The organism is Rhizobium rhizogenes NBRC 13257, from assembly GCF_000696095.1.
GTDB lineage: Bacteria > Pseudomonadota > Alphaproteobacteria > Rhizobiales > Rhizobiaceae > Rhizobium > Rhizobium rhizogenes.
In genome coordinates this window covers 89,568-115,949 of the sequence record NZ_BAYX01000022.1, presented here as the reverse complement: position 1 = coordinate 115,949, position 26,382 = coordinate 89,568, and the positions used below count along the sequence as shown (strand labels likewise).

The window sequence follows — 26,382 nt, the reverse complement described above, 5'->3', positions numbered from 1 at the left end:
CCGAACGGGGCCGGCCTGTCTCACAACAAATTTTCGGACTTCAATGTCGGCACGCCGGGCCTGATCCTCAACAACTTCAAAGGCGAAGTCGGTACCTCAAACCTTGGCGGGGCCACACCCGGCAACCCGAACCTCAACAGCTCCAGCCCCGCTTCGGTCATCCTCAACGAGGTGACGAGCGGCAATCGTTCGGCGCTCAATGGTCCCACCGAAGTGTTTGGTGGCAGAGCCGACGTCATAGTCGCGAACCCTAACGGAATCACCTGTAATGGCTGCGGCTTCATCAATACACCGCATGCGACGCTGACGACCGGCGTACCCAATATCGGATCTGATGGCAGCCTGACCGGGTTTACCGTCAATGGCGGCGATGTCACATTCGAAGGGGCAGGGGGGAACTTTGCGGCTGCTCCTGGTGCCGTCGACCTGTTCGACGTCGTTGCCCGCAATATCCACGTCAATGCCCCGATCTACGGCAAGACCCTGCGGCTGACCGGCGGCGCCAGCCAATACAACTATGCCACCGGTGAAGCGACAGCACTGACCGCTACCTCCGGCACGCCGGAATATGCGATCGACGGCTCGGCCCTTGGCGCCATGCAGGCCGACCGCATCAAGGTCGTCGTCACCGAGAAAGGCGCCGGCGTCAAGATGAGCGGCGATATGGCCGCCAATGCCGGTGAGCTGTCGCTATCGGCCGATGGCAAGATCTCGATCGGCAATGCCTCGGGCAGCCAGGGTGTGACCATCACCTCGAAGAGACAAGTCACCGCCGCCAAGGTCAGTTCGAAGCAGAAGGTCGCGGTCCAGGCTGACCAGGGCATAACCCTGCAGTCGGTGGCAGCCGACAGCGATATCGTGCTTGCAAGCGGCACAGGCCTCTTGAGCGTCTCTGGCGACATCAACAGCGGCACGACGGTGCAGATGAGTTCGGGCGGCGGCATTGCCGCCGGCAGTGTCACAGCAGGCAATGGTGCGGCGACGCTTTCGGCGACCTCCGGCAATATCGCGATTGCGGGTGCTGCCAATAGTACCGGCGATCTCAATCTTACGGCCACGGCTGGCTCGATCTCGGCCGCTTCCCTGCTGAGCAACCAGAATATCGCGCTGAGCGCCGGACTGGATATCGCGGTTGCCGGTAATGTATTGGCGCAAGGCAATGTTAGTGCCACCGGCCGGTCGATCGCCACCGGCATGGCCGTCTCAGGCATCAATATCGCTGCCACCAGCGCCGATCCCAATGGCAATGTCGTGCTCGGCTCCGCCGGGAACCTCAGCCTGACAGCCACCGGCGGCAATGTTACCACCGGCAATCTGCTGTCGGCGGGAAGCCTCAGCACCAGTGCCACCGGCAACGTGACCGCGGGCGGCATCCAGTCTGGCGGTGATTTGACGGTGACTGCGGCTTCGCTGACGGCTAGCGGTGTCACCTCACATGGGCTGCTCACCGTTAACGCCGCTACAAATGTGAGTGGCCAGATTCTTGGGAGCAGCAACGTCCTGATCTCAGGCGCGGCTATCCAGGCCGGTGCCATCGTCTCCGGTGTGGATTTCGCTGCAACGCAAGCGGCCAGCGGCAGTCTCGTCCTCGGTAGTGCCGGCGACATGACGCTGGCTGCCTCGGGCGGGCTTTCTGCCAATACATTGCTCGCGGCCGGAACCATTTCTGCCTCGGCCGCGGATCTGAGCGTCGGCAATGTCACCGGCCACCAGGCGATAATCCTGTCCGGCAGCTCCAGCCTGACGGCCACTGGCCAGGTTCTGGGAGCAGGCGACGTTTCGCTCTCGGGTGGGTCGATTTCGCTCAATCAGGTCATCAGTGGTCTTGATTTCGCCGCGACCGAAGCCAATGGCGGCAATATCACACTTGGCACGGCGGGTGATTTGACGCTGCAGGCCTCGGGCAATCTATCGGCCACCGCCTTGCTCGCGGCCGGCACGATCATGGCCACGGCGGCGGATCTCAGCCTTGGCAGTGTAACGGGTCACAGCGACATCGCGCTTTCCGGCAGCAACAGCCTGACCGTAACCAACCAGATCCTCGGAGCCAACGATATTTCGCTGTCGGGCGGTGCGGTTTCGACCAGCCAGGTCGTGACAGGGGTTGATTTCGCTGCCATGGCGCAATCCTCCACCGGCGCTATTATTATCGGTTCGACGGGCGACTTGACCGTTAACGCCACCAGCGCCACGGCCGGCCCGCTGCTGGTCGCTCGCGACCTCAACGTGACAGCTGGATCGTTCACGGCCTCCAACGTCACCGGTCATGGTGACGTCACCGTCAATGCCGCCTCGGATATCAGCGGTACGCTTCTGGCCGCTGGCAACGTCGCAATCACCGGCTCGTCCATTACGGCACGTGGCCTTGTCTCGGGTGTCGATTTTACCGCCACAAACCAGTCTGCTGACGGCAGTGTTGTGCTCGGTTCGAGCGGTGCGCTCACCCTTAAGGCCACCGCCGGGAACCTGAATGCCGCCAATCTGCTGGCGGCTGGCAACATCGTTGCCATTGCGAGCGGCAGCATCGGCAATAGCGTCGCCAGCAACGCCGTTGCCCATCAGAACCTGACGATGACGGCGGGCGGATCGATCGCTCTGGCCGGCCAGTCCATGGCCGCGGGTAATATCAACCTGCAAGGTCAGTTGATCACCGCCGCCAGCCTGGTTTCGGGCGTCGATTTCGCGGCGACGCGTGCCTCCACCAACGGTGCGTTGATGCTCGCGCAGGGTAATGCCCAGTCCGGCACCATGACGCTCACGGCCTCCAACGGCGATATCACCGCCAGTAATGCGCTGCTATCTGGTGGTAACTTCTCGGCGACGACAACCGGCGATATCAGCTACGCATTGCTGCAGAGCCTTGCGAATGCCTCGCTGACCGCGCCGGGTACCATCAGCTACACCAACAACAGCAACGTCACCGGCAATCTGACCATCGATACCGGCACAATCGATCTTTCCGGAACGCGCGGCGCCAAGCTGGCCGTCGGTGGCACCCTGGCCGTCACAGCCACGTCCGCCAACCTGACGGGCAGCAGCTTGATCCTCGGCGGACTGGCGCTCAATCTCAGCGGCCAGGCCGATCTGACCGGCGCGCAAGTCAATACGGTCACGAATGCAGGTGGCTCCGGCGACATCGCCATCACCGCCGCCGGTCTGACCGCGAGCGACACCACGACGCTGCTCGCCGCCCACGACCTGACGCTGACCTTGCCGACGTTGACCAATAGCGGCCAGCTGGCCGCCGGCAACAACTTGACCATCAACACCAGCGGCGACCTCATCAATACATCGACTGGTCTTCTCTATGCCGGTAACGATGCTTCCCTTCTGGTCGCGGGAACGCTGACGAACGATCAGGGCGCCATTCTCGCCGGCGACGACCTGACGATCGCTGGCAGCACGCTTACGCAGCGCAATCAGGCGACCACCAATATCTCCGGCCTCATCCAGGCCGGTGGTGACATGTCTATCTTGACGTCCAATCTGACCAACAAGCGGTCGACAACGCCGACATGGACAACCGGCGTACTGGTGTCCTCCGGCGGTGTTGTCGGCACGTTTGTGCTTAATCCAGACGTCGCCGGCAAGCCATTCGCCTATCTGGAAACCAGCGACCAGAATATGTTCCAGCTTTACCCCGGTATCGATCCGCCGGCGTGGCAGGACTACCAGCCATTGCTGTGGTCTGAAGCTACCCTTGCCGACGGCACGAGCTACCATGCCTGGACGTGGACTTCCGCGAACGGGCCGACTGAAGTCCGGCCAATCTATGATTGGATCCTGGCGAGAGTGCCGAAGGATGGCAACGGCACCCCTGTGCTTGATGCGAACAATCCGTCGAGGTATTTCATCGTCGACCAGGTCATTCGCGGCGGTTCGGACGCCAGCACCACCTATACCTGGGATCCGACCAGCAATCTCAGCCAGTCGGTTTATGAGGACCAGTTCACCACCGCGCTCACCCCAGAAGCGGTCATTCGGGCCGGTGGCAATCTCACCGTTGATGCCACCAACCTCACCAATTCCTATAGCAGGATTGAAGCGGGTGGCGATGCGACCCTCAAGGGTTCGACGTTCACCAACGAGGGTGTTGTCCTCAATCGAACCACGACGCTGACCTGCAATGCTCAGAGCGCCTGCACGGCTTACAATGCCGATGGCACGGCCGATCCGTCTCGCGATATCGCTAACGGCACGTCGATCGTGTCGGGTACGACGGTCATCGGCGGCGCGGCCGGCATCGTCAAGGCGGCAGGCAGCCTCAACCTCAACTATGCCATGGTCAACAATACGTCTGCCGCCGGTTCGGTCGCCGGACAGGCAACGGTGACGTCGCCCGCGACCTCCAGCGATCCGCTGTCTGCCCTGAACGGCATGACCGCAGGCGGCGCCCTGTTCACGGTCAATAGTGCGCTCTCCAATGTGGCCGGCAACGGCGCGCTTACCGCCGGTGGCGGTCTGACCGCAGCGCTTGGCAATCTCACTCAGATATCCGCTGCGAACGTTGCGCAGCTAGCGGCACTCGCCAAACCGCAATCCGGTGGTGTCGGCGGCACGGTGCCGGGACAGGCCTTCATCTTCGAGACCCGCGCGGCCTTCCTAGACGTCTCGAAGTTCTATGGCTCGAGCTATTTCATCAACCGCGCCGGCTATAATCCGGAGACCGGCATTCCCTTCCTCGGGGATGCCTATTTCGACAATCAGCTCGTTGATACGCAATTGCGCCAGTTGGTCGGCGATGGTCTTGGCAACGGCTCCTTCATCCCCGGCAACAGCGCCATCGAGCAGATGAAGACCCTGCTCGACAACGGTGCTGCCTATGCCGAGGCCAATGGCCTTGCCTTTGGTCAGGCGCCAACGCCCGAACAGGTCGCCAATCTCAAACAGTCGATGGTGATCTATCAGGCCCAGACCATCAATGGCGTTCAGGTGCTGGCGCCTGTTGTCTATCTGTCGGCCGCAGATCGGGCCAAGGCGGGATCTGGCGCTGGCGCAATGATTGCCGGCAACACGGTCGATCTGAATGTCGGCGATCTGAACAATTCCGGCGCGGTTGCCGCTGCCGGCGGCCTCAACATCGCTGCGAGCTCGATCAAGTCGACCGGTAGTTTCTATGCCGGCGGCAACGCCAATCTCACCGCCTCGAACGGCATCACACTCGCTGCCCAGACGATGACCATCGGCGGTCAGAACCTCATCAATCCCAAAGCTGGCGTGTCGGCCGGCGGTAATATCCAGCTGGCCGCTAACAACAGCGATCTCAATCTCCAGGGCGCCAGCGTCAAGGCAGGCGGCTCAGCTCAGCTCTCGGGCAACAATGTCAACCTCGCTGCGGTCAAGGTTGATAATGGTGGTCAACAGAATGCCACCGGTACACGCGTCAATGCCGGCGGCAATCTGAACATTGCCGCTAATAACGACGTCAATGTCATCGGCTCCTCTGCCAAGGCGGGCGGCGATCTTAACGTCCAAGCCACGAGCGGCGCGGTCAACATCGTTTCCACCGACGTCGCCCGCAAGACCGACGATGGCTACACCAAGACATCAGGCACCGATCAGCAGGCTTCACAGCTGTCTGCCGGTGGCAATCTGCAGGTCAATGGCAATACCGGTGTCTTGATCTCTGGCTCCGATCTGTCGGCCAAGGGCGATGTCGGCCTGACCTCGAACGGCGACATCAACGTTACCACCTCGCAGAACCAGTCGAACTCGACCTTCGGTAAGGGCTCCTCGTCGTCGCTGACGCACAATGGCTCCACGATTACAGCCGGTGGCGATCTGGTCGCCAAGTCCAACAACGACATCAACGTCATCGGCTCGAACATGACGGCCGATGGTACGCTTGGCCTCCAGGCGAAGAACAACGTTACCATTGCCGAGGCGACCGATAGCACCACCCTCGATGTCAAAAGCTCCAGCAAGAAGAGCGGCTTCTTCGGTTCGACCAAGGAGAACGCCTCCGGTCATCTGGAGACCACCACAGCGGCCGGCTCGTCGATCTCCGGCAAGGATGGTGTTACCATCATTTCTGGCGGCGACACCACAGTCTCGGCCTCGAAGATCACGGCCGGCGACGCCGCCCACACCTCCGATCTCAACATCCAGACCGGCGGCAACCTGATCGTCACCGCCGGCAAGGACACCGAGACCGAACACGATAGCGCCAAGCGCAAGGGTTTTCTGCGCAGTGGCAGCTCCAGCTATGACGGCTACAACGAAACGACGGTCGGCTCGCAGCTTTCGGCCTCCGGCGACGTCAACCTTGATGCCGGTAAGGCAGCCGCCATCGTCGGTTCGAAGGTCAATGCCGATGGTTCTCTGAATATCTCGGGTGAGAGCGTTTCCATCATTGGCGCCCAGGAGAACCACCAGTCCGACAGCCAGCGCAAGGATTCCGGCCTGTTCGTCGGCTCTGGTGGCGGCTTCATCTCGCTTTACGGCAAGAACGAAAAACAGGGCGCGCAGTCCTCGACGGACAATATCGGCTCCACGCTGTCGGCTGGCCAGGATGTCAATCTGACCGCACGGGCGACCGACCTCAACATCATGGGATCGTCTGTCACCGCCGATCGCGACATCAACTTGTCGGCCGCCCGTGATGTCAATGTCACGCCAGGCGCGGAAAGCGCGTCGCAATCCGAGCAGCAGAAGAAATCCGGCTTTGGTCTCGCCTTCTCCACAGGCGGTGGCGGTTTCTCGCTGGGCATCGGTGCGCAGTCGACCAAGGACAGCAAGGCGCAGCAGTCCGATACCAATGCCATGTCGGTGTTGTCTGCCGGCCGCGATCTCAACATCTCGGCGGGTCACGACGTCAACCTGCAGGCGACCAGTGCCTCGGCTGAACGCGACGTTAGCCTCTTTGCCGGCAACGATATCAATCTCCTGTCGGCCAATGACGTTACCAATTACCAGGAGGCGCACGAGAAGAGCTTTGCCGGTGTGACGCTCACGGTATCGAGCCAGGTCGGCAAGGCCGCCCAGAGCATCATGAACTCCGCCGAGCGCCTGTCGGACAGCGGCGGCGTCAATGCCGTGACCAACACAGCCATTGCCGGTCTTGGCTTCTATCAAGGCTTCAAGGACCTTCAGGGCGTCTACGATCAGTATCAGAAGTCTGGCGACATCGGCGTCAATGTCTCACTGACAGTCGGCGCCAGCCATCAGGAAAACAGCTGGTCCTCTTCATCCTCGACCCCGGTCGTGACCGATATCCGCGCTGGCCGCTCGATCTCCATGGAGGCCGAGAATGGCTCCATCACCAGCGATGGAGCACAGATCCTGGCCGGTTATGACAAGAACGGCATTCCCACGTTATCCGGTGACCCGCTGACCGGCGATATCTTCCTGTCGGCGACAAACGGTAACATCAATCTCAACGCCGCTACTGGCACGACGGACACCTCGAGCAACAATTCCTCATGGAGTGTTGGCGTCGGAGTCGGCGCGACCTTTGGGGGCGGAGGCAAGGGCACCGCAGATCTGGGGCTGGTCGCCAATGCCGGCTATGGCAAGGGCAGCGCTGATACAAGTGGTCTCAGCCATACCAACACCCATGTCAACGGCACCGGTGACATCACCATCATCACCAATGACCTGGCGCTGCGCGGCGCTACGATCACCGGCAATTCGGTCACCGCCAACGTCAAGAACCTGACGATCGAAAGCCAGGTGGATACGGCCAAGGCCAAAGCTGATCAGCTCAGCCTCTCGGCTTCTACTGGCTTCGGCTCGACCAGCATCTCCGGTGTGACGCAGAATGCCAAGGGCGATGCCGCCCTTGTCACCGAGCAGTCGGGCATTCATGCCGGTACTGGGGGTCTCAATATCAACGTCAGCGGTCAAACGTCGCTCGTCGGCGGTCTGATTACGAGCGAGGCCAGCGCAGAACTCAACAACTTCTCCACCGGCACACTGACGGTCGCCGATATCGATACGCATTCGACCTGGAAGGCTAATACCTACGGCGGCTCGATCGGTACTAGTGGCATAGTGCCGTCCCCCCCTGTCAAAGCGAGCGAAAACAAAACAGGCCAGGCGCTCTCGGCCATCGGCGGCAATATTCCGATCACGATCACTGATCCGGCGCACCAGACGCAGGATATCGGCACGATCCGCCGCGATACCGACAATACCAACACTTCGCTGCCCGGTCTGCCGGACCTCGAAAATATCCTGCGCGACCAATACAAGACCCAGGCGGACCTGCAGGCGGCTCAAGCCACCATGGCGGGGCTGGTAGGTGATATCGCTACCAACCTATACAAGAATGCCGGCACGCAGGCAGAGCGTGATTTGTGGGCTGAAGGTGGCCAAGGTCGTGCGCTACTGCATGCAATCGGAGGGGGTATCCTCGGTGGGGTCAACGGCTGGGAAGGAGCCATCAATGGCGCGCTCGGAGGCGCTGCGACAACCCTGATGGCTCCTGCGATTGCTGATCTTGTCAAGGGCATGCTGAAGGACAGCACCTTGTCAGATCAGGATAAGCAGATGCTTGCTACTATGATCGGAACGAGTCTCAGCTCGGCTGTTGGTAGCGTAGTTGGCGGTGGAGAAGGAGGGTCCTACGGCGCTGCTAACTATCAATTCAACTACCTGACTCACGCACAGCGTGAAGAAGAAATAACGCAGTTGGCTGCGTGCGACGGCAATCAGGACTGCATCCAGGACATTGTTGGTCATTATGCCGGTGTAAGTGCCACCCAGCAAAGCGACTTGACGGCATGCCTGACGATGGCATGTGTTGATGCCATCGTAGCGTCACTCGGAGATTCTGATGCCACGCTGGGAGCTGACTATGGTCAACTGCTGCAATATTCGGGACAAGCGGCTGAAATTGCGATGGCTGACAAGGGACTTGGCGTCCTCATGCAGACTCGATTGCAGACAGATATAGCTTACGCCTATTCTACTGCAGCTTACTGTGAACAGAATCCCGGGGCTTCATGCAAACGTGACGGAGGGTTGCTCTACTACCTCGGCCAAACAGCTCTCGAGGCGACATACGGCACCCTTGGCCAAGGAGGTGGCGGCTCAGGCAATCCTGGCAATACGTCAGTTAAGACTGGAGCGCTTTTCGACAATCCTTCGGTTACCGTTACGTCACGTGTGAGCGAATTGCTCGATCAAATTCCCGCGAACTCCAGGGGCCGGATTACAATGGGGGTTGCCGTCGTCGAAGATGCCGCAGGTAATCGCCAAATTCTCATAAGCACTTCCGAACCCAACGGCTATCTGCGTCCAGGCGTCAGCTTAAAAGACGGTGAAACGCTGATTTCCGGCCCAAGAGGAAGCCACGCTGAGGCAGATATTGTACGATATGCCCAACAGAATGGGCTTAAGATTGTTGATATCGGTGCAACAAGGCCCGTTTGTGCAGGGTGCCAAGGTGTAATCCCCGGCGGCACAACTATCTCAACACCATTAAAGTGAGTGTCATGCGTCTATCTACAGTCAACGAAGATCTCGCCCAGCGCTTTCGACAAGCCCCAGATACGAATGATGCCCAACGACTATTCGAAGAGATATTCCGGGCGTGCGCTCGCAGAATTGATAACGGTTGGTACGCCTTGTTGGAGAATGACCCGCTCGCTCTGCAGTTAGCGGTCGGTGAACTGCCCCAAGGTTTCGATTTCGGCGGGCTAAGCGGCAAGATGGATGAAAAATATTTCGATGCAGAAGACGAAGGGCGAGATGAGGATTCTGCAGCCTACTTTGCCTTGGCTCGTTTGATGTCGGCACTTTCGTTTGCCGCAGCAGCCACGGATGCTACTGATTTTTCTGAGGCAACCTACGAAGCCATTATGGCACTACCCAATCCCAAAGAGGATTCGGCAACATTGCTCTAAATCATGCAGACGGAAAAATTTCAATTGGAATTGGCGCTGATGCTGGTCCAAGCGCTCTCTTCGAAGAGTTGGTCCACTACGGGCAATATAGAAGCGGGCAAGTAGATCTCTGGACGGCTCAGTATGGATTGAGCGGCGCAGTGTCTATCTCTGAATACGAAGCCGCTTACAAGCTGGTGAAAAATGCTTCCGCATATGGTATCAGCACTGCCGAGAATGCAGAAAATATAAAACGATTAGCCCAATTCGCTGAAGAAGCTGTCAAAGTGGGGTACAAAGTTCATTGAAGTGCAATCCCGTAAATATCGGAAAGATTACTTTTGCCGCAGTCGAGGAAAAAGATGGTGCGCGCCTAATTCGCACAGTGGTGAAGCTAGTGAGCGCTGACTACAATGTATATGGCGGGACACTATACATTTCAAAAGATGGTCGTGAATATGAATTCAAACACATCCCGTCAACATACTCAGGAGTAGATCGAAACATTGCGCCGCTAGTTTTTAGGGAGACGGAGTACTTTTCGTTCGACTATATCGGATGCGATATATATTCAAATTTGAACTCGGAATGAGTTGGAGTTGAGCTCATCCCTGGCGCGGCTAGCTCCGCTGCGGCTGGATGACGATTAATGCCAATACGGCATCAGTGGCCCGCTGCCGGTTTATCGGACACGAGGTTATTCGATATGCCCGGGAAGTGACTTTTGGGTCGCCGATTGTAACTGATAAATACAACGGATTTCAGTCAACTTCGACGATGACCATTTTGATAGATCGATTTGGAAACCTCGTCACCGCCATCCCAGGAAGAGTTCAATGAGACTAATTGGCAGTGATATAGAGGCGAAGTATCGATCTGAGCTAATTCATAGTAGTCATCTGCTTTTTTCAGGGCGAGGCAATAGACGCCTGTTAGCTTCTATCAATCGAGCATTTTCAGATATGGAATCTGCCTTTGTTTTGGATTGGGTTCCAGAACAGGGCGAGGATATTTTTACTGTTCTCGTGAACGACAACAAAGTTGCGGTATTTGAGTTGGCAAGGTCCAGCAATGAGCTTGCAGACGCTTGCGATGTTAGGACGGTGGAGGCTTACCGTCGTGGTCTGCGAAAACACCGCGCAATAAAATTAGCGGTTGCACTTGATCTGCTGTCGAATTGCTACTCTCGACGGCGCGATCTTTCCTCTTCCTGATACGGAGGAGTATGAGGATTTGTGGGTCGTGCTGACTAAATTGCGGCGGGATCGGCGGGTGTGAAGAGGGCGAGACGGACGGAAGCAGAAAAACGGGAAGGAGTCCCCTCGTGGGTACGCCCTTTTAACTTCATACGCGGATTCGTAGATGGACGACTTGGTAAGGCAGTTCTTCGGGGGCTATTTTCATCAGGATTGGCGCTTGGAGTATGGCAGCTATAAAGCCGCTATCGAAGACTTTGTAAGAAATGCTGAGCCTCAGCAACTTGATGCAGTGCTGGAGTTTGTTGACACATTTCTATTGAGCGGAGATTGCGAGGGATTTGATATGGTGAGATTTGGGGGATTTTATAATCCTAAGGGCGACGGGTTATCCAAACTCGACTTCTTGAACGCTGTTAAGCAATCGATTCTGTCAAGAAATGGGTCTGACTTCTCCTCAGTTTGATAACAGCTGAGGGAATCCTTGCGGTCGGTTCGGCGACGAAAGTCGCCGGAGAACTGGAGCAAACTGCAAGGGCAGCAGAAAAAACGGCCGGCACGCGTAATATTATCGCCTCGGACGGAACGACGGTCATCGTTCTCGTTGGGCGCAGCCGCCGACCTCTACGGCTAAGGCTGCAAGTTACACTTCAATTAAGAAAGAGAATCCGAGGATGCGCTTAAAAACTGTTGGCGTTTGGTTTGTCGTCGGCCTGTTGGCCGGTTGCGCCGGGACCCCGGACCCGGTGAAGGTTGCTGCCCAGCAACATGAAGGGTCGGCCCAGATTTTCGCAAACCAGAAGAAGAAAGGCTCGCTCCTTCTTGTGCGAATGGTGGATTCGCCGTTCTTGGGTGACGTGGATTGTGACGGTTACATCACGCTGCGCAGGATCAATGCGGGAAAGCCAGACGAGACGGAACCTCCTCTGTCGGTTGGTTCCGCACCCTCTTATCGCTTGCAAAATCCAAATAAACTTTCCCTCGGCCAGTTGTTCTCCGCGACGGTGCAAAAATATGAAAGATGGTTCGTACCCGTTGCCCCTGGTCGCTACGCCATCACATACGCGTCGTGCCACTATGGAAATACGACCATCGAAGCGGGAGGTGACAATGACGGTCTCTTCGGTAGAACATTCAGCTATGTCCGTCCATTTGGCGGTGAAAGTACAATCACAATTGGCCAGGGTCAGATTGTTGACGCAGGGTATATCCGGCTGGCAGGAACGCGTAGCGATCCGCGCGTGGTGGGATCGGAAGCCACGCCCGCCGAGCGTGACCTTATGAAGAGCGTCATGCCGGATGTCTATCCGTCGATTACTTTTACGAAATTCGGTTTGTAAGTGCTTAGTCAGCTCGGTAGACGTCCTGCGGTCACTTTAGGGGCCAGAGCAAGAGCTGCTCCAACCTGATTTAGCTTGACGATAAGGACATCCTGCAACTCAATCAGGCGAGGTTGGTCTCCCTCGGAATGGCTGTGTCGCCGAGGATAAAAGGAGAGGTTTGATTGCCAGTTACTGGCCATGACGATGAATTGCGCTCATCCGATTCAAAGACCGAGGCGACCTGTTCCGATCTCCGTAAATTCGATTCAGCCGGAAACGCCTTGCGCCGGCAGGCCGACGTTCTGCCGGGCGGCTATTTCCACGTCGTCTTCACCCTGCCGCAGCAGATCGCCGCGATCACCTTTCAGAACAAGAGCACCGTTTTACACCATCCTGTTACGCGCCGTCGCCGAGACATTGGGCAGGATTGCCGCCGATCCCAATAGTGTCAGACACACCACCCTTCGTTCAATGCAGCTTCAACGAGGTCCGATCCGTGGTGAGTGCGGGTCGCTCAGCCGTCGACCTATGTTTCGCGCTCTGGTCGACTGTGAAGCGAATCTTGAGCGACACCAGCGGGCTTGATGAGAGGTTCCCGTCAGGTCCCAGTAACGGTCGGAATGCGCGGCGCCGTCTCGTTCTGCTGGACACGAGCGGCCACAGCGACCGTTAGCGCTTGAGCCAGGCACATCGGCGCCGCGAGCGAGCGCGAAAAGGTATAGTCATGCTCGGGCACGGCAAACAGAACCTTCGCCGATTTGGCGAGCGGGGAAAGCGTGCTGTCGGAGATGGCGACGATCGGCACACCGGACTTTGCCGCCTCCTCGACGATGTTGACGACTTCCGTCGCGTAAAAGCGGAAAGAGACGGCAATCAGGACATCCTCCATCCGCATCGTGCGCGCCATATGCGTGGCCAGCCCGCCGCCAGGATCCAGCAGGATGCAGCGCTTACCAAGCATGGTCAGGATATAGCGCAGCAGATCAACGACCGGCGAGGAACGCAACTGGCCGATCAGGTAGACCGTCTCGGCCCCTTCGATCGCATCCGCTGCGATTGCGAGGTCCTCAGCGCTGATGCGCTCCAGCAATTCCTGCAGGGAGGCGATGTCGCGCACAACGAGATCGTGCAGGAAACCATATTCGGACCGATCCTCGCGGTTCTGCAATTCGTCTCCGAGCGCTCGCACCCTGGCTTCGAAGCCCGGCGCGGCTGTCGTCAGACGTCTCTGGAACAGGAGCTGGAGTTCCTTGAAACCTTTATAGCCGAGCGCCTGTGCGAAACGCACGAAACTCGATGCGTGCATGCCGCAGCGCTCGGCAATCGTGTTGACCGATTGCACCGCGACTTCATTCGGATTCTGCGTGAGATAGACCGAAATCCGCTGGTAGGTCTTGCTCATCTGAGCATGACGTTCATGGATCAGGCGGATCAGCTCTTCATAGTCCTTGGGGGCATCGTCTGATTGCGTCTGGTGCTTCATGGCCGGATCTTGCAATAATTATTGCAAAACGCAAACAAAATGAATGGACGCATTGGATTGCCCAGGCTGGCGATGAGGATTTTCAGAGACATCAAGTTCCTCATGAGCGGGTGGACGTCCGGAGGAAAACCGGACGCCGGAAAGCAGGGCGGCGCGGCTCCTTCAGGCGAGAACGCTCATCCACTGACGCGTGGATGACGAGCGTTGGATCGTCTCGACCAGTTGCTGGACGCGCGAACCGGCGGCAAATCCGAAGGGTTCGGGGATTTCGCCGACGATCGTACGCATATAGCCCTCGATCTCGATTGCTTTCAGGTCGTTGAAGCCGAGCTGATGCCCTGGCGCGATGCAGAAATGGCCGTAGGGCGGATGGTCGGGCGCGGCCTCGATCCTGCGGAAGCCACGTCGGCCTGCCGGATCCGCGTTCGAATAGAAATGCAGCTCGTTGAAGCGCTCCTGCGTGAATGCCAGTGCGCCCTTCGTGCCGTAGACCTCGAAATCATGCTGCATCTTGCGGCCGGTGGCAATCCAGTTGCCCTCGATGGAGCCCTGTGCGCCGTTGGCAAAACGCACGAAGGCGCGTGCGACGTCGTCGACTTCCACCTTGCGTGTGCCGCCCCTGCCGTCGGGCCGCTCGCCGATCATGGTGATGCAGTCGCCCATGACTTCGCTGATCGGACCGAGCAGGAATTCAGCGGTTGCAAGCGCATGGCTGCCGATGTCGGCCAGAGCTCCGCCGCCTTCAGGATCGTGGCGGAAGGTGAAGGGGCTGGACACATCTGCCATATAGTCTTCGGCGTGAAGACCGCGGTAGCCGCGAATTTCGCCCAGTTCGCCAGCAGCGATCATTTCGCGGGCAAGGCGCAGCATAGGATTGCACAAATAGTTGAAGCCCACCTGCGTCTTGACGCCTTTCGCTTTCGCAGCCGCGGCCATCTCGCGTGCGTCAGCAGAAAGCGGCGCCAGCGGCTTCTCGCAATAGACATGCTTGCCGGCGGCAATAGCGGCGAGCGCCATCTCCTTGTGCAGCGCATTCGGCGCGGTGATGTCGATGAGATCGATCTCGGGGTTGGAAACCAGCGTCCGCCAGTCGGCGCTGGCATGAACGAAGCCGAAATCGGCCGCCGCGCGAGCGGCCGCCTCTTTGGTGATATCGGCCACGGTGTGCATCTCCAGCCGGTAAGGCAGGTCGAAGACTTTTTGCGCCGAAGCAAAGCCGAAGACATGGGCCTTGCCCATGAAGCCGGTGCCGATCAGGCCGATACGGAGGAGAGGTTTTTCATACATGTGCAAAATCCGGATTGACGACAAGCTGCGGGTCGATGGTGCCGACAAGAAAATTGACAGCATTCTCAATCGCAGCGATGGCCATGCGTTCACCGCATTCAGCCGTCAGCCCGGCGATATGCGGTGACAGGATTGCGTTAGGATGCGAAAAAAGCGGAGAGCCGGTTGATGGCGGCTCATCGTCGAACACGTCCACGCCGGCAGCGCCCACCTGGCCGGAGGCGAGCGCGTCGGCCAGCGCCTGTTCGCAGACGACGCCGCCGCGCGCGGTGTTGACGAGGATGACCCCTCGCTTCATGCGGGCAATCTCGACTGCGCCGATCGCAGGACTGTCGGCTTTCGGGATATGGACCGAGATGCAGTCGGCCCATGCCAGTCCCTCGTCGAGCGGTACGGGCCTGACCGGTCCCTCGGGCCAGCCAACCTTTTCGAGGAAGGGATCATAGGCGCGGATCTGCATCCCGAACCCGGACGCCATGCGCGCCAGATGACGCCCGATCCGGCCATAACCGATGATCAACAGGTTCTTGCCCGAGATCTCCTGCTGCTCCAGCCTGTTTCGCCAGCCCCATTGGCCAGGCTCGCGCACGGCGCGATCGGCGAGCAGTACGCGTTTTGCTCCGGCGAGGAGTTGCATCATGGCATGCTCGGCGACCGACACTGAGTTCACGTCGCCGACAATCGTCAAAGCGATCCCACGCCTGTTGAGGGCGGGAAGATCGACCGAGTCGTAGCCGACGCCATGACGCGAAACGACCTTCAACCGTTCCGCCTGGGCAATCGTCGCGGCAGACAGCGGCTGCGTGCGGATCACCAGCGCGTCGGCCTTTGCGATCAGCGGCGCGTAGGACGGTTCGGAGACCTCCTCGACATAATCCACGGTAAAACCCCGCGTCTTGAGATCGCGCAGCAGGGCCTCGCCCGAGGGATGGAGTTTTCCGGCGGCCAAAAGGTGCGGCATCAATAGGCTCCTTTTGTGGCCTCGGCGGGAGCCGAATCGGTCAGGTCGCGCCATGTCTTGACCGACGCGGCGGCGGCGGCGGCCAGAAGGCGGCTGTCACCCGAAACGGTGGTGAGGTCAAAGCCCCAGCCGATTGCGCGGGCAGCATAGTCCGGCGTGCCGCAATGCAGGCAGGCGCGGATGCCATTCGCCTTGCAGGCCGCGAGAATACGCTTGATGAGGTCGATCATCTCCGGCTCCTCGCGGTCGAAGCCGGGCGGCAACCTGCCTTCCTGTGTGCCGAGGGTCAGATCGGCGGGGCCGACATAGATGCCATCGAGACCGGGCGTGGCGGCGATGGCATCCAGATTGTCGACGCCCTGCTGCGTCTCGATCATCGCCAGCGCCAGAACCTCGCCGTTTGCGGCAAGCCCGTAGCTGCCATAGGCGAAAGCCGCGCGCGTCGGGCCGAAGCTGCGTTGTCCGTGCGGCGGGTAGCGCAGGTAGCTGACGAACTCCGCGGCCTCTTCTGCAGAGTTCACCATCGGGCAGATGATCCCCTGCGCGCCGGCGTCCAATGCCTTCATGATGATGCCCGGCTCGCGCCACGGTACACGCGCCATCGGCGTGACGCCTGATGCACGCATCGCCTGAAACATCGGCAGCACGGAAGAGTAATCGAGGGCGCCGTGCTGGATATCGATGGTCACGGAATCATAGCCCTGCGCCGCCATGATCTCTGCGGTAAAAGCGTTGCCGATTGACAGCCAGCCGTTGATGGCTGGCCGACCTTCGGACCATTGCTGCTTGAGCCTGTTGATGAACATGTCGGGTCCTCAGAAGACGATCTGGGCGAGCTTGGTGTCGAGATAGTCATCGATCCCCTCGATGCCACCCTCTCTGCCCATGCCTGAATGGTTTGTGCCGCCGAACGGCGCCTCGGAAGCCGCCAAAGCGAAGCTGTTGATGCCGACCATGCCGGATTTCAGAGCCGCCACCGTGCGCCTGGCGCGATCGGGCGAGCGGGTGAAGGCATAGGCCGAAAGGCCCATTTCCGAGGCGTTGGCGCGGGTCAGCGCCTCGTCCTCGGTGGAAAACCGGGTGATCGCGGCGATCGGTCCGAAATTCTCCTCCGAAAAGACCTTCATGTCGTCGGTGACGCCGACGAGAATGGTCGGTTCGAAGAAGAAGCCGCTGTTGAGATGGGCGGGACGCTTGCCGCCATGAGCAATCGTCGCGCCGGCGCGAACCGCATCCTGAACGATGGCGTCGATCTCCTGCAGCCGGCCGGCATTGATCAGCGGTCCCATGCCGGTCTCGGGATCAAGCCCATCGCCGAGTTTGATTTTGGCCGTGCGGGTGACGAAACCATCGACGAAAGCGTCATGCAGGCTGTCGTGGACGAAGATCCGGTCGGGCGTGACGCAGACCTGACCACAATTGGCGAATTTTGTCGGCACGGTCAGGTCCAGTGCCGTCTGCAGGTCGGCGTCGTCATAGACGATCAGTGGCGCATTGCCGCCGAGCTCCATCGATACCTTTTTCACCGTATCGGCGGCGTCGCGGATCATTTGCTGGCCGACACGGGTCGAGCCGGTCAGCGACACCTTGCGCACGCGGCTGTCGGCCATGATCGGTCCATAGGTATTGCCCGTCGAGCCGACAACGAGGTTGACGGCTCCGTCAGGCAGGTTGGCGGCCCTGAGGCAGTCGACCATCACCATCGCCACGCCCGGCGTCTGCGACGAGGGCCTCAGCACCACCGGGCATCCGGCCGCAAGGGCGGGTGCCAGCTTGCGGGCCGGCAGGGCGGCGGGGAAGTTCCAGGCGGTGAAGGCGCCGACGATGCCGACGGGCTCGCGGCTGACCTCGAAGCGCCCGCCGGGCACGCGGCTGTCGATGATGCGGCCATAGATGCGGCGTGCCTCCTCGGCGAACCAGCGAAACTGGTCGCAGGCAAGCCCCCATTCCCGGCCCGCCTGGGCAAGCGGCTTGCCGGTCTCGGCAGAGATCATCCTTGCAGCCTCGTCGGCGCGGCGGACCATCTCGTCGGCGGCCTTGTGCAGCGCATCGGCCCTGGCGAAACCGCCCATCGCGCGTAGTTTCGACAGGGCGGCCGCGGCGGCATCGAGCGCCGAGCGGGTGTCCTCGACAGTCGCCAGGGGCACGGCGCCCAGAGCTTTTTCAGTGACAGGAGAGACAACCTCTCCCGTTACGGTGCCGGCTGCCCAGCGACCGTTTATGAAAAGTCCGAATTGTGCGTACATGGTTCACCCGATTTCGCTGGTATTTACGGTTCGCCCTTCGGCGATCGATCGGATTGCCGCTTCGGCGAGGATCAGCGCCTGGCGACCATCTTCGAAATTAACCGCGGGCGGCCTGTTCTGTTCGATCGCATCGACGAAGGCACCGATCTCTGCGGCGAACGCATCGCCATAGCGCTCGATGAAGAAATTCATCAGCGGTGCGCCTTGATCGGTGTGGCTGTCGGTATAGAGCCGCAGATTGTTGAGCGTGTGGTTTTCCGAAACCGCCATGCCGCCGCTGCCAAACGCCTCGACCCGCTGGTCATAACCGTAGACTGCGCGCCGCGAGTTTTTGATGATCGCTTGCTTCCCCGATGCGGTTTTCAGCACCACGGTCACCGTATCGTAGTCGTTGCAGCGCTCCATCAGCCCCGGATCGACGAGGCGCGAACCAGTTGCACTGACCTCAGCCACTTTCTCGTCGAGAATGAACCGCGCCAGATCGAAGTCGTGGATTGTCATGTCGCGGAAGATGCCGCCCGAGACTTCGATATAGGCGTCCGGCGCCATGCCGGGATCGCGCGAGGTGATGACAACCTGGTGCAGGTCCCCGATCTTGCCGGTCTTGACGGCCTGGCGCAACGCACTGTGTCCGGCGTCGAAGCGGCGTACGAAGCCGAGCATGACCGGCACATTGCTTCCTGCGATTCTTGTCGCGCAGGCATTGACGCGATCGAGCGATAGGTCGATCGGCTTCTCGCACAGGGCAGGTTTTCCGGCCGCCACGGCCTGTTCGATCAGATCCGCATGGGTAGCAGTTGAGGTCGCGATTAGCACGGCGTCCACGTCGGTGGATGCGAACACCGCATCGGCCGAATCGAAGCGGGGAACGCCCAGTTTTTCCGATATGTCTACGGCCGCCGGCATATGCACGTCGAACACACCCGCAAGCGTCGCGCGCGGATGGGCCGCAATGTTTTCCGCATGCATGCGACCAATACGGCCGACGCCCAGCACTGCAATTCTCAGCATTCAATTTCCTCCCGAGATATTTGGCAATAATCATTGCAAAGAGTTATATTTGTCAATATGTATTCCGGAACAACAAAACATTCCATCCGCAGGAGGAGGCGAGATGACCCGCAAGACTGTGCGCCTGACCATGGCTCAGGCCCTTGTCCGTTACCTTTGCAATCAGTTCACCGACATCGAGGGCGAGCGCGTACCGCTCTTCGCCGGCGTCTTTGCGATCTTTGGCCATGGTAACGTCACCTGCCTGTCCGAGGCGCTGGAGACCGTGCAGGACAGGCTACCGACGTGGCGCGGCCAGAACGAACAGTCGATGGCGCTCGCCGCCATCGGCTTTGCCAAGGCCAAGCGCCGTCGACAGATCATGGTCGCGGCAAGCTCAATCGGACCGGGTGCGCTCAACATGGTGACCGCGGCGGGTGTCGCCATGGCCAACCGCCTGCCGGTGCTGTTGCTTGCGGGCGATACCTACGCCAGCCGCCTGCCTGATCCTGTGCTGCAGCAGGTTGAACACTTCGGCGATCCGACGATCACCGCCAATGATGCCTTCAAGTCGGTCGTGCGCTATTGGGATCGGATCGTGCTGCCGGAACAGATCCTGCAATCGCTGCCGCAGGCGGTGGCAACGATGCTCGATCCAGCGGATTGCGGCCCGGCCTTCATTGGCTTGGCGCAGGATACCCAGGAAGTCGCCTTCGACTATCCGGAGGTGTTCTTCGAGCCGAAGGTCTGGAAGATCCCACGCCCGCGTCCCGACCGCGATACAGTAATCGCTGCGGCCGAACTGTTGAAGACCGCGAAGCGTCCGCTGATCATCTCGGGCGGCGGCGTGCGCTATTCGCTGGCTGAGGAAAAGGTCGCCGAATTCGCCGCGAAACGGGGAATCCCTGTTGTCGAGACCATCGCCGGCAAGGGCGCACTGACTCATGACCATCCGGTGCATGCCGGGCCGATCGGCATCGTGGGTTCGACCTCTGCCAATGCGCTCGCGAAAGACGCGGATGTGATCCTGGCGATCGGCACGCGCCTGCAGGACTTCACCACCGGATCGTGGACGGCCTTTTCGCAAGATGCGCAGTTTATCTCGATCAATGCGGCGCGCTTCGATGCGGTCAAGCATCGGTCGCTGTCCGTGGTCGGCGATGCGTTGGAAGCCGTGGCCGAGCTCGACGTTGCACTCGGCGACTATAAGGCTGCGGCGGGCCTGATGCCGCGCGCCAAGGCATTGTTTGCCGAATGGGATAAGCTCCTCGATGAGCATCAATTCCTGACCAATGCGCCGGTTCCCTCCTATGCCCAGGTGGTTGGCGTGCTGAACAAGGTCGCCCGCCCGGAGGATACGCTGATCGCCGCCGCCGGCGGCACGCCGGGCGAAGTGGTCAAGGGCTGGCGGGTCAAGAATCCGAACACCTTCGATTGCGAATTCGGCTTTTCCTGCATGGGCTACGAGATCCCCGCCGGCTGGGGCTGCGCCATGGCGCAGGAAGGACCTGGCGGCACCGGAGGCACGCCGATCGTCATGATCGGCGACGGTACCTACATGATGATGAACTCCGACATCTATTCGGCGGCGCTGACGGGACACCGGCTGATCGTCGTCGTCTGCGACAATGGCGGCTTTGCCGTCATCAACCGTCTGCAACAGGCCAAAGGCGTTCCGGGCTTCAACAATCTTCTCACCGATTCCCGCGTGCAAAACCGGGAAAACCCCCTCCACGTCGATTTCGTGAAGCATGCGGAGGCCATGGGTGCAAAGGCGCGCAAGGCCGAGAGCCTGGCTGACCTCGAAGATGCGATGAAGTGGGCACAGGGCAATGACGGCGTGACCGTGATCTCAATCGTGTCGGACGCCTGGAAATGGGTGCCGGGCGATGCCGACTGGGACGTCGGCGTCCCAGCCGTATCGACCTTTGAAACCGTCCGCGCAGCCCGCGCGGCGCAAGAGAAAATCCGCGAAGCACAGCGTTTGGGTGTTTGAGATGAAGGCAAGATTGGGAATTGCTCCGATTGCATGGTGGAACGACGACCTTGCGGAGCTCTCGGATGACGTCAGCCTGGAGGAGTGCCTACGGCAGGCTTCCGAGGCCGGCTTCACCGGCATGGAAACCGGCCGTCGGTTTCCGATGGACATGAAGGAACTGGGGCCGATCCTGTCCCGCTATGGAATTTCCGTCTGCGGCGGCTGGTTCTCCGGCCTTCTGCTCGATGGCGATCTCGAAGCGGAGAAGGACCGCATCGCGCAGCAGATGCAATTCTTCATCGCCGCGAAGGCGCCCTGCATTGTCTATGGCGAAACGGCGCGTTCGATTCAGGGCCTGCGCTCCGCACCGCTTGCGACGAAGCCGAAGCTTTCCGAGACCGAGATGGTGGCCTATGGCCGCAAGATCTCGGACTTCGCCGACTGGTGTGCCAGGCAGGGCATGCCGATTGCCTATCACCACCATATGGCGGCGGCGGTCGAGACGGAGGCGGAACTCGATTTGCTGATGGAGCACTCTTCCGTGCCGCTACTATTCGACGCTGGACACATGGCCTTTGCCGGCGGCGAGGTCATGCGGGTGATCGACAACCACCATGCCAGGATCACGCATGTCCACACCAAGGACATCCGCCGCGCGGTCGTGGATGGGCTGGACCGCAGCAGGGAAAGTTTCCTCGATGCGGTCATCAACGGCGCCTTTACCGTGCCGGGCGACGGCAGCCTCGATTTCGAGGCAATCGTCAAGGCGCTGGCCGCGAAGGGCTACGAGGGCTGGTTCGTGGTCGAGGCCGAACAGGATCCGGTCAAGAACCCTCCGCTGGAGATGGCCCGCAAGGGCCACAAGGAATTGCTGCGCGTCATGGACGCCGCCGGTTATGAGGTCGTGAAATGAACCGTATCGATGGAAAGATCGCCGTCATCACTGGCGGCACGCAGGGGCTGGGTGCTGCGATCGCCCGAATTTTCGCGCAAGCCGGCGCCGCCGGCCTGGTGATCGTTGGACGTGACGGCGCCAAAGGTGCGAAGGTGGCGGACCAGATCGTTGCCGAGCACGGAACGCCCGTGCTGGTCGTGGCGGCCGATCTGGGAGAGATCTCAGACGTCCGACGTGTGCTGGCCGAAACGGACGAACGGTTCGGCCGGGTGGATATCCTGGTCAATGCGGCTGCGCTGACCGACCGGGGCAATCTGCTGAACACTACGCCTGATCTTTTCGACCGGATCTTCGCCGTGAACGTGCGCGCGCCGTTCTTCCTGATGCAAGACGCTGTGCAGATCATGATCCGGGAAGGGATCGAAGGCACCATCGTCAACATCGGCTCGGCTTCGGAACACGCCGGTCAACCGTTCATCGCACCCTACTGCGCTTCGAAAGGCGCGCTTGCGACGCTGACGCGCAATTCCGGCTTCGCCCTGATGCGCAACCGGATCCGGGTCAACCAGCTCGACATCGGCTGGATGAACTCCGACCACGAGCGCGCCCTGCAGGCGGCGGAAACCGGAGATCCGCAAGCGATCGACCGGGCCGCAGCGCAACTGCCTTTCGGACGCCTGCTCGATCCGGCCGAAGTCGCACTTGCCGTCCTCTGGTCGGCTTCCGGCGATAGCGGGATGATGACGGGATCGGTGATTCACTACGACCAGTCTGTCTGGGGCGGTTATGACGGCCAGGCTCCGGCACCTGCCAAGCGGCTCGGGGAGTAAGCGATGCGCACGATCAAGGGACCAGGCGTTTTTCTCGCTCAGTTCGCGGCCGACGACGCACCCTACAATTCCTTGCCGAGCCTTGCGAAATGGGCAGCGGACAAGGGCTTCAAGGGCGTGCAGATCCCGACCTGGGATACGCGTCTCATCGATATGAAGAAGGCGGCGACAAGCGATGCCTATTGCGACGAACTGAAGGGCATGCTGGCCGACCACGGGCTTGAGATTACCGAATTCGCCTCGCATATCACCGGGCAACTGGTGGCGGTGCATCCGGCTCATGACACGATCATGGACAGTTTCGCACCGGAACATGTGCGCAGCAATCCGGCCGGACGGCGGGCCTGGGCCGAGGAGCAGCTGCGCTTTGCCGCCCGCGCCTCGCAACGGCTCGGGATCGACCGGCATGTGACGTTTTCCGGCGCGCTGCTGTGGCCCTATCTCTATCCCTATCCGCAATGGCCGGAGGGGCTGGTCGAGGAGGGGTTCGAAGAACTTGCCAAACGCTGGACGCCGATCCTCAACGATTTCGACGCGCATGGCGTGGATGTCTGCTACGAGATCCACCCCTGTGAAGACCTGCACGATGGCCATAGCTGGGAAATGTTTCTCGATAAGGTGGGCGAGCATCCGCGCGCCAACCTAATGTACGATCCGTCGCATTTCGTGCTGCAGGCGCTCGACTATCTCGCCTTCATCGACCACTACCATGAACGCATCAGGACCTTCCATGTAAAGGACGCCGAGTTCCGCCCCGACGGCAAGTCAGGCGCCTATGGCGGCTACCAGCCGTGGTCGAAGCGGGCTGGGCGCTTTCGCAGCCCCGGCGACGGGCAGGTCGATTTCGGCGCGATTTTCACGAAACTCACTACCTACGGCTTCGATGGCTGGGCGGTGCTCGAATGGGAATGCTTCGTCAAAAACCCGGAAGATGGCGCAGCCGAGGGCGCGCGTTTCATTGCGGATCATATCATCCGGGTCTCGGACCGGGCTTTCGACGATTTCGTGAAATCCGGCGCCAATCGCAGCGCTAACCGGGCGATGCTCGGACTGGGGGAGAAATGAGCGTTCAACGACCCTTGCGTCTTGGCATGGTCGGCGGCGGGCAGGGTGCCTATATCGGCAACATCCACCGTCTCGCCTCGCGCCTTGACGGGCAATGGCAGCTCGTGGCCGGTGCCTTCGACGTGGATCCCGAGCGCGGCCGCGAATTCGCGATCGGGCAGGGCCTCGATCCCTCGCGCAGTTATGGCTCATATCAGGATCTCATCTCAGGTGAGGTCGGGCGCGCGGACCGCGTGGATGCGGTGGCGATCTGCACGCCGAATTTCACCCACTATCCGATCGCCAAGGCGCTGATCGAGGCGGGTTTCGACGTGATCTGCGAGAAGCCACTCACGGCAACGTTTGAAGACGCCGTGGCGCTCGAAAAACTCGCCCGCGAATCCGGCCGCTTTGTCGGTGTGACCTATACCTATTCGGGCTATCCGATGGTGCATGAGGCGCGCGTGCGCGTTGCGCGCGGTGAGATCGGTGCAGTGCGTTCCGTGCAGGTCGAATATCCGCTCGAATGGATGGCGACCGCGATCGAGCAGAAGGGCAACGCGCAGGCGGCATGGCGTACCGACCCGAAGAAGAACGGCCGCGGCGGTTCGATAGGCGATATCGGTACCCATGCCTATCATCTGGCGGGTTTCGTGACGGGGCTCAAGTTGGACTCGCTCACCGCCGATCTCGCGACCTTCGTCGAGGGCCGGGCGCTGGACGACAACGCCCATGTGATGATGCGCTATCAGGGCGGTGCGCGAGGCCTGCTGTGGTCTTCGCAGGTCGCTTTGGGGAACTCGAACGGTGTGCGGTTGCGCGTCTTCGGCTCCAGCGGATCGTTTCAGTGGTTCCAGGAGCAGCCGAACGAATTGATCTATGCGCCACTGGAAGGCCGCGTCCAGATCATCAAGCGCGGCGCCGATGACTTGTCGGAAGACGCGAAGGTCCGCAGCCGGACCCCGCCAGGCCATCCGGAAGGTTATCTGGAAGCCTTCGCGAACCTCTATGCAGGCTTCGCCGAAGCGATCCGCGCACAGAAGGAAAATCGCGAGCCAGGTGCCGTCGGTCGGAATGTGCCGCTCGCCTATGACGGCTTGAAGGGCGTCGCCTTCGTTGAGGCTGTGGTCGATAGCGCAGAAGCAACGATCCAACCATGGATTCGACCGGTCGCGGTCTGATGGACGCGTCGCCGCCGCCGACAATGCCTCTTGGAGGACGATCTGTTGAAGGGTCACCTTTTCAAAGACCGCAATTATAGCGCGTATGAAGAAGGATTTGCGAATGAGGCGGTTCCGTCGATACCCCGTTCAAATTGTCTCTTATCCATCGCGCCGCCGAGGTCAGCTCACCGGCAAAGTCGTGCGATATGACGTAATCCATGCTGCCCGATTCCAGCAACGCGCGGGAATGGTTGGAGAGTTCGTGCCCGACGAACACGGTCTCCTGAGCCTTGCCTATGTGTTCGAGAGCCTTGGCAACGCCGCGATTGGCGCCGGCGACATTGTAGATCGCGGCCGGATGGCCGTTCGCCTCGAAATAGCGAAGCAACTGCTCGCATGTGTTCTCGGGCCGCTCGTCGGAGATCACGCGCTCCTCAATCCTGAGATGCGGGAAGTCCGAGCGGAGGACCCTGCGGAACCCCATTTCACGCTCCTGCTGGCAGCGGAAGGGAACGCTCATCACGATCAGGATGCTGTTGCGCTCTTTCGGCAGGGCATTGCCGATCAAAAGCGCAGCGACGCTTCCGGCCGCATACTGATCGTTGCCGACGAAGGCGCTCCGGCGCGAACTCGGCAAATCGGTCGTCAGGCAAACCACGGGAATCCCGGCTGTTCGCAGTTTGCGTATGGCACGGTTGACGGCGGGATGTTCTCTCGCGACCACCACAACGCCGTCAGCGTCGCTACCCTCCTGCTCGATGCTGCGCGCAAAAGCGATGGGGTCGAGTTCGCTCGTCGTCACATAGGCGCCCTCGACCTTGATGCCCGGAAGCGTACGGTTCACATCGGTCACGGCACTCGCCATCGCCGCATTGAAGGTCTCGCCGGACTCGCAGAAGAGGCGGATCAGCAGGGGCACATCCCTGTCCGAGTTTTCGTTTCGGAGCTTCTCCAACACAGCGAGAATACGCGCTCTGGTTTTATCTCGTACCCCGCTTCGGTTGTTGAGAACCCTATCGACCGTCGCCACGCCGACGCCCGCGAGATGGGCGATTTCGTGGACTGTCGGACCTTTCCAGGTGCCGTTAGAGGAACGCTTGCGCAAGACTATCTCCAATAGTGATGTAATTGCCATCATATGACGAATAAGTTTGGCGAAT

Annotated in this window: 18 protein-coding genes and 1 pseudogene; 12 read left to right on the top strand and 7 right to left on the bottom strand. The window is 60.2% G+C overall.

The genetic code is table 11. The features are described from left to right. From RRH01S_RS29755 to RRH01S_RS34085, 7 genes and pseudogenes are all read left to right on the top strand, one after another. Positions 1–9,432 (top strand): hemagglutinin repeat-containing protein (locus RRH01S_RS29755; protein WP_234711783.1); only part of this gene is annotated, 9,432 nt, incomplete at its 5' end. Between the two features lie 5 nt (positions 9,433–9,437). Continuing rightward, complete coding sequence (locus RRH01S_RS29750) at positions 9,438–9,848, top strand: hypothetical protein (protein ID WP_042476535.1); 411 nt, start codon at positions 9,438–9,440, stop codon at positions 9,846–9,848. Positions 9,849–9,988: 140 nt separating this feature from the next. After that, complete coding sequence (locus RRH01S_RS34585) at positions 9,989–10,135, top strand: hypothetical protein (protein WP_165586822.1); 147 nt, start codon at positions 9,989–9,991, stop codon at positions 10,133–10,135. A 528-nt stretch (positions 10,136–10,663) separates the two neighbouring features. Further along, complete coding sequence (locus RRH01S_RS34245; protein ID WP_012650676.1) at positions 10,664–11,041, top strand: hypothetical protein; 378 nt, start codon at positions 10,664–10,666, stop codon at positions 11,039–11,041. A 148-nt stretch (positions 11,042–11,189) separates the two neighbouring features. After that, positions 11,190–11,489, top strand: coding sequence for a contact-dependent growth inhibition system immunity protein (locus RRH01S_RS29745; RefSeq protein ID WP_042476532.1), 300 nt, complete (start codon positions 11,190–11,192; stop codon positions 11,487–11,489). A gap of 208 nt (positions 11,490–11,697) precedes the next feature. Beyond that, positions 11,698–12,363: a hypothetical protein gene (locus tag RRH01S_RS29740; RefSeq protein WP_007701449.1), complete on the top strand. Its 666-nt coding sequence runs from the start codon at positions 11,698–11,700 to the stop codon at positions 12,361–12,363. Positions 12,364–12,632: 269 nt separating this feature from the next. Further along, a pseudogene (locus RRH01S_RS34085) lies at positions 12,633–12,786 on the top strand (IS91 family transposase); the annotation flags it as partial. 157 nt (positions 12,787–12,943) lie between these two features. On the opposite strand, the gene RRH01S_RS29730 reads toward RRH01S_RS34085, so the two are convergent. The 6 genes from RRH01S_RS29730 to iolG all read right to left on the bottom strand — a co-directional run bounded on the left by RRH01S_RS29730 (position 12,944) and on the right by iolG (position 19,333). Further along, positions 12,944–13,828, bottom strand: a complete 885-nt coding sequence (locus tag RRH01S_RS29730) for a MurR/RpiR family transcriptional regulator (RefSeq protein WP_007701444.1) — start codon at positions 13,826–13,828, stop codon at positions 12,944–12,946. Positions 13,829–13,990: 162 nt separating this feature from the next. Next, positions 13,991–15,115, bottom strand: a complete 1,125-nt coding sequence (locus RRH01S_RS29725; RefSeq protein WP_042476529.1) for a Gfo/Idh/MocA family protein — start codon at positions 15,113–15,115, stop codon at positions 13,991–13,993. Further along, on the bottom strand, positions 15,108–16,076 hold the full coding sequence (locus tag RRH01S_RS29720; protein WP_034516961.1) for a hydroxyacid dehydrogenase: 969 nt from the start codon (positions 16,074–16,076) through the stop codon (positions 15,108–15,110). Before RRH01S_RS29720 ends, RRH01S_RS29725 begins: the two co-directional genes overlap by 8 nt. After that, on the bottom strand, positions 16,076–16,882 hold the full coding sequence (locus RRH01S_RS29715; RefSeq protein ID WP_007701434.1) for an HpcH/HpaI aldolase family protein: 807 nt from the start codon (positions 16,880–16,882) through the stop codon (positions 16,076–16,078). Before RRH01S_RS29715 ends, RRH01S_RS29720 begins: the two co-directional genes overlap by 1 nt. A 9-nt stretch (positions 16,883–16,891) precedes the next feature. After that, positions 16,892–18,322, bottom strand: a complete 1,431-nt coding sequence (locus RRH01S_RS29710) for an NAD-dependent succinate-semialdehyde dehydrogenase (protein ID WP_007701431.1) — start codon at positions 18,320–18,322, stop codon at positions 16,892–16,894. A 3-nt stretch (positions 18,323–18,325) separates the two neighbouring features. After that, on the bottom strand, positions 18,326–19,333 hold the full coding sequence (gene iolG, locus RRH01S_RS29705; RefSeq protein WP_042476526.1) for an inositol 2-dehydrogenase: 1,008 nt from the start codon (positions 19,331–19,333) through the stop codon (positions 18,326–18,328). Positions 19,334–19,436: 103 nt separating this feature from the next. On the opposite strand from iolG, the gene iolD reads away from it, so the two are divergent. Genes iolD through RRH01S_RS29680 form a run of 5 tightly spaced genes read left to right on the top strand, consistent with a single transcriptional unit; the run spans position 19,437 to position 25,240 of the window. Next, entirely contained in the window at positions 19,437–21,308 is a 1,872-nt protein-coding gene (gene iolD, locus RRH01S_RS29700) for a 3D-(3,5/4)-trihydroxycyclohexane-1,2-dione acylhydrolase (decyclizing) (RefSeq protein WP_012650677.1), read from the top strand. A gap of 1 nt (position 21,309) precedes the next feature. Continuing rightward, a complete protein-coding gene (gene iolE / locus RRH01S_RS29695; RefSeq protein WP_042476523.1) occupies positions 21,310–22,203 on the top strand; it encodes a myo-inosose-2 dehydratase in 894 nt (297 codons plus the stop codon). Continuing rightward, positions 22,200–23,015, top strand: coding sequence for an SDR family oxidoreductase (locus RRH01S_RS29690; protein WP_007701413.1), 816 nt, complete (start codon positions 22,200–22,202; stop codon positions 23,013–23,015). The genes iolE and RRH01S_RS29690 overlap by 4 nt, the downstream gene beginning before the upstream one ends. A 3-nt stretch (positions 23,016–23,018) precedes the next feature. Further along, a complete protein-coding gene (locus RRH01S_RS29685; protein ID WP_034516955.1) occupies positions 23,019–24,080 on the top strand; it encodes a sugar phosphate isomerase/epimerase family protein in 1,062 nt (353 codons plus the stop codon). A 26-nt stretch (positions 24,081–24,106) separates the two neighbouring features. Next, positions 24,107–25,240 carry a Gfo/Idh/MocA family protein gene (locus RRH01S_RS29680; protein ID WP_012650678.1) on the top strand — a complete coding sequence of 378 codons (1,134 nt, stop codon included), beginning with the start codon at positions 24,107–24,109 and terminating at the stop codon, positions 25,238–25,240. A 61-nt stretch (positions 25,241–25,301) separates the two neighbouring features. On the opposite strand, the gene RRH01S_RS29675 is transcribed toward RRH01S_RS29680, so the two are convergent. Beyond that, positions 25,302–26,327 (bottom strand): LacI family DNA-binding transcriptional regulator, encoded by a 1,026-nt coding sequence (locus RRH01S_RS29675; RefSeq protein WP_007701404.1) that lies wholly within the window; start codon positions 26,325–26,327, stop codon positions 25,302–25,304. Positions 26,328–26,382: the final 55 nt, after the last annotated feature.